Origin of the sequence: Polaromonas sp. (assembly GCF_012927415.1) — a bacterium.
Lineage (GTDB): Bacteria > Pseudomonadota > Gammaproteobacteria > Burkholderiales > Burkholderiaceae_C > Polaromonas.
Window position 1 is genome coordinate 1 of the sequence record NZ_JABBPF010000163.1, and the last position, 5,091, is coordinate 5,091.

The following is a 5,091-nucleotide window of genomic DNA, read 5'->3' on the forward strand; positions in this document are numbered from 1 at the left end:
CAGTTCGGTCGCATTGCCGCAACCCACGACAGCCGGAATTCCCAGCTCGCGCGCAATGATGGCGGCGTGGCAGGTGCGGCCGCCGCGGTTGGTGACAATGGCGCTGGCGCGCTTCATCACGGGTTCCCAGTTCGGGTCGGTCATATCAGTGACCAGCACGTCGCCAGGCTGGACCTGGTCCATCTCGCTGATGTCATGCACGATGCGGACCGGGCCAGTACCGATTTTCTGGCCGATCGCTCGGCCTTCGGTCAGCACGGTGCCGCTGCCCTTAAGTTTGTAGCGCTGCTCGGCCTTGCCCTTGGCCTGACTTTTCACGGTTTCCGGGCGTGCCTGCAGGATGTACAACTGCCCATCGGTGCCATCCTTGCCCCACTCAATATCCATCGCGCGGCCGTAATGCTCTTCAATAATGACGGCGTAACGCGCCAGCTGTTCCACATCGGCATCGGTCAGTGAATAGCGGTTACGCAATGAAATAGGGACATCGCTGGTTTTCACCAGCTTGCCACCGGCTTTTTTCTCCTCGGCCGTGGTGAACTCCATTTGCAGCAGCTTGGAGCCCAGGTTGCGGCGGATGACGGCGCGGTTGCCGGCTTTGAGCATGGGTTTGTGCACATAAAACTCGTCCGGATTGACGGCGCCCTGCACCACGGTTTCCCCAAGACCGTAACTGGAGGTGATGAACACCACGTCTTCAAAGCCACTTTCAGTGTCGATGGTGAACATCACACCGGCCGCTCCCAGGTCGCTGCGCACCATACGCTGCACGCCGGCAGACAGGGCGACGTCAGCATGGGCAAAACCCTGGTGAACGCGGTAACTGATAGCGCGGTCGTTGTAAAGCGAGGCAAACACCTCTTTCATCTTGTGCAGAATGTCTTCAATGCCAACCACGTTCAGGAAGGTTTCCTGCTGGCCGGCAAACGACGCATCGGGCAGATCTTCGGCGGTGGCAGAGGAACGCACGGCAAAGCTGGTTTGTGCATCGTTTGCACTAAGCGCGGCAAAGCTGTCTCGCACCGCCTTGTCAAACTCTGGCGGAAAAGGCTGGGCTTCCACCAGCGCCCGGATGTTTGCACCTGCTACGGCGAGTGCCCGCACATCCTCCGTATCAAGCGCGTCGAGCACTGCATTGATTTTGTGATCCAGCCCGTCGTGTGCCAGAAACAGGCGGAAAGCATAAGCAGTCGTGGCAAAGCCCGTTGGAACGCGAACGCCCTTGGGGCCGGTTGGCAATTGAGAGATCATCTCGCCCAGGCTGGCGTTCTTGCCGCCGACCGACTCGACATCGGTCATCCTCAGGTTTTCAAATGGTACGACCAGGGCGGCCGCCTCAAAAAGGTTTGACATGAAAATACTCCGGGAGGTTTAAAAACCATAACAAAGCACATGCGCGGCGGGCAACCTTGTTGTCGTTCTAGGGGGCTGTAGCGGGCATGGCTGGAAAAATCTGGATAATTAGGTGATTGTAGTGCCCGGGCATCGGGCGGCAAGCGCCACGAACCTCACCTTACCGGATAGCGACATGTCCAACCGCACCGTATTTTTCATCTCCGACGGCACCGGGATTACCGCTGAAACCTTTGGCAATGCCATCCTGGCCCAGTTCGAAATCAATCCGCGCCACGTTCGCCTGCCCTTCATCGATAGCATCGACAAAGCCCACCAGGCGATCCGCCAGATCAACCACACGGCGGAAATTGAAGGCAAACGACCCATCGTCTTCACAACACTGGTGAACATGGGGATTCTGGCCATCATCAAAAGCCACTGCAACGGCATGTTGCTGGACATGTTCGGTATGTTTGTAGCGCCGCTCGAGAGCGAGCTCGGCCTCAAATCAAACCACCGGGTAGGCCGGTTTTCGGATGCCTTCAAAACCAAGCAGTACGATGACCGCATCGAGGCCATCAATTTTTCGCTGGCCCACGACGATGGTCAGAGTAACCGCGACCTGCAGGGCTCGGACGTCATTTTGGTGGGCGTCAGCCGCAGCGGCAAAACCCCCACATCGCTGTACCTGGCCATGCAATACGGCCTCAAAGCCTCCAACTACCCGCTGATTCCCGAAGACTTCGAGCGCCGCCAGCTACCGCCGGCACTGGGTCCCCACCGCAAGAAAATTTTCGGCCTGACGATCGCCGCCGAGCGCCTGAGCCAGATCCGCAATGAACGCCGACCCAACTCCAACTACGCCAGCCTGATCAACTGCCGACATGAGATCCATGAAGCCGAAGCCATGATGCGGCGGGAAGGCATTCGCTGGTTATCGACCACCACCAAGTCCATCGAGGAAATTGCCACCACCATCCTGCAGGAAATCAAGCCCGGACGGCTCGATTACTGATTCGCCAGATGCATCGTCGAACCGAATTCAAGCGCGATCTCATCGGGAACGAAGCGAACCATTAATCGCCGGGCGGCAAAAAGGAATCGAAGCCGTACCGCTGTTAATTTACCCCCCCTCTTTAGACAAAAAACGCTTGTCGTCCAATGAATTACGATTTTGCCAGCTATGTTTATGATAGCAATTGACAAACCGTTCTTCTTTGCGTGGTCCAAGCCCGCTTGACTCGCGGGGGCGCGCTTATAGGCAAGTTCGAAGTTATCGATAGTTAATATCTATTTTACCGACTTAATCAAAAGTATTAAACTATCGAATTCCTAAAATTTTTAACCTAGTAAAGGAAATCCCCATGTCCCTCATCAACACCGAAATCATTCCCTTCAAAGCCACTGCCTACCAAAACGGCAAGTTTGTTTCCGTGAGCGACGACAAACTCAAAGGCAGGTGGTCTGTATTTGTGTTCTTTCCGGCCGCATTTACCTTTGTGTGCCCTACCGAACTGGGCGACCTGGCCGACAACTACGCTGAATTTCAGAAAATGGGCGTGGACATCTATGGTGTGTCGACCGACACCCACTTCACGCACAAAGCCTGGCACGACAGTTCCCCGGAAATGGGCAAGGTCCAGTACGCCTTGCTGGGCGACCCGGCACATGTGCTTGCCAAGGGCTTTGATGTGCTAATTGAGGAAGGCGACGCCGCTGGCCTATGCCTGCGCGGTACCTTCATCGTGAACCCAGAGGGCCGGATTCAAACGATAGAAGTACACCCAGACGGCATTGGCCGCGACGCCAAGGAACTGCTTCGCCGCGTGAAAGCTGCCCAGTACATCGCCGCTCACCCGGGTGAAGTTTGCCCGGCCAAGTGGAACGAAGGCGCTGAAACACTGAAGCCATCGTTCGACCTCGTCGGCAAAATCTAAGCCCGCCAAGCCCCAAGCCCGAGCGCTTGCGTTCGGGCTTTTTTATTCCATCTTCACTAATCAATAAGCGAGATCACCATGCTTGATGCTGCCACCAAAGCCCAACTCAAAAGCTACCTCGAACGCGCCACCCAGCCGATTGAAATCGTGGCCTCGCTGGACGACAGCAAGGCATCAAGTGATCTTCAGTCGCTGCTGAAGGATGTGGCGGAGTCGTCGCCGCTGGTCAAGGTGAGCGAAAGCCGGGACGACGACTATCGGAAGCCGTCGTTTTCAGTCAACCGCCCCAGCGAAAATCACGGCCCGCGTTTTGCCGGCCTGCCCATGGGCCACGAATTCACCTCGCTGATCCTGGCACTGCTGCAGATCGGCGGTTACCCGCCCAAGGTTGAGGAGGACGTGCTGCAACAGATCAGGGCGCTGGACGGTGATTTTGAATTCGAGATTTATGTCTCGCTTACCTGCCACAGCTGCCCCGACGTAGTGCAAGCGCTTAACCTGATGGCGGTGCAGAATCCGCGCATCAAGACAACGATGGTCGATGGCGCGCTGTTCCAGGACGAAGTCAAGGCGCGCCAGATCATGGCCGTGCCAACCGTATTTCTGAATGGTACGGAATTCAGCCAGGGCCGCATCAGCCTGGAAGAAATCCTGGCCAAAATCGACACCAGCGGCGTTGAGCGCGAAGCCAGAAAGATCGACGCCAAGGAACCCTTCGACGTGCTCATCATCGGTGGTGGCCCCGCGGGCGCAGCGGCTGCGGTCTATGCGGCTCGCAAGGGCATTCGCACCGGCATTATTTCAGAACATTTTGGCGGCCAGGTGCTCGACACCATGGGGATTGAAAATTTCATCTCGATCCGGAAAACCGAAGGCCCGAAATTTGCCGTGGCGCTGGAAGAGCATGTGCGAGAGCATGAGGTCGACATCATGAATCTGCAGCGCGTCAAGGCGCTGGTTCCTCAAGCGGGTCCAGGCCAGCAATTGATGGGAGTCCAGCTTGAAAGCGGTGCCTCGCTGACAGCCAAAACTGTCATCCTCGCCACTGGCGCGCGCTGGCGCAACATCAATGTACCGGGCGAGCACGAATATAAGAACAAGGGTGTGGCCTATTGCCCGCATTGCGACGGCCCGCTGTTCAAGGGCAAACGAGTGGCGGTGATCGGCGGCGGCAATTCCGGCGTCGAGGCAGCAATCGACCTGGCTGGCATCGTCGGTCATGTCACCTTGATCGAATTTGATACCGCGCTGCGCGCCGATGCCGTGCTGCAGCGCAAGCTGCACAGCCTGGCGAACGTCGAGGTGTTTACCAATGCCCAAACCACCTCAATCACCGGCGACGAGCAGAAGGTTAACGGCCTGACTTACAAGGACCGCAGCGACGGCGAGAGTCACACGGTTGCGCTCGAAGGCGTGTTCATCCAGATCGGCCTGGTGCCCAATACCGACTTTCTGAAAGGCCGGGTAGAGTTGTCCAAACACGGGGAAATCATCGTCGATGCCAAGGGCCAAACCTCGGTGCCGGGCGTGTTCGCCGCGGGCGACGCCACCACCGTGCCCTTCAAGCAAATCATCATCGCAGCGGGCGACGGTGCCAAGGCGGCGCTTGGCGCTTTCGATCATCTGATCCGCACGTCAGCGCCGGTGGCTTGAGGCGAAAAGGATTGTCCGGTGCCTGACAACACGTTGCTGTCGCAATCGGACAGCTTGACGCTGAACAGCAAGTTCTGAACCCCGCGCCGTCGATCCGGCGCTTGAAACCTCGGGCATTCCTGCGAAAAGCCGGCAGGTCCGAGGGCGTTTGGTCATCACACCATGT

The 5,091-nt window shown here is 57.4% G+C and carries 4 protein-coding genes; 3 read left to right on the top strand and 1 reads right to left on the bottom strand.

Annotated features, from left to right (window positions below; genetic code table 11):
• A partial coding sequence (gene ppsA / locus HHJ19_RS13910) for a phosphoenolpyruvate synthase (protein WP_296908372.1) occupies positions 1 to 1,353 on the bottom strand: 1,353 nt, incomplete at its 3' end.
• 175 nt (positions 1,354 to 1,528) lie between these two features.
• Between ppsA and HHJ19_RS13915 the strand changes: the two genes are divergently transcribed.
• From HHJ19_RS13915 to ahpF, 3 genes are all read left to right on the top strand, one after another.
• Positions 1,529 to 2,350, top strand: a complete 822-nt coding sequence (locus tag HHJ19_RS13915) for a pyruvate, water dikinase regulatory protein (RefSeq protein WP_296908374.1) — start codon at positions 1,529 to 1,531, stop codon at positions 2,348 to 2,350.
• 349 nt (positions 2,351 to 2,699) lie between these two features.
• Entirely contained in the window at positions 2,700 to 3,272 is a 573-nt protein-coding gene (gene ahpC, locus HHJ19_RS13920; protein ID WP_296908376.1) for an alkyl hydroperoxide reductase subunit C, read from the top strand.
• Between the two features lie 78 nt (positions 3,273 to 3,350).
• Positions 3,351 to 4,925, top strand: coding sequence for an alkyl hydroperoxide reductase subunit F (gene ahpF, locus HHJ19_RS13925; RefSeq protein ID WP_296908377.1), 1,575 nt, complete (start codon positions 3,351 to 3,353; stop codon positions 4,923 to 4,925).
• The last annotated feature ends 166 nt before the right edge of the window (positions 4,926 to 5,091 follow it).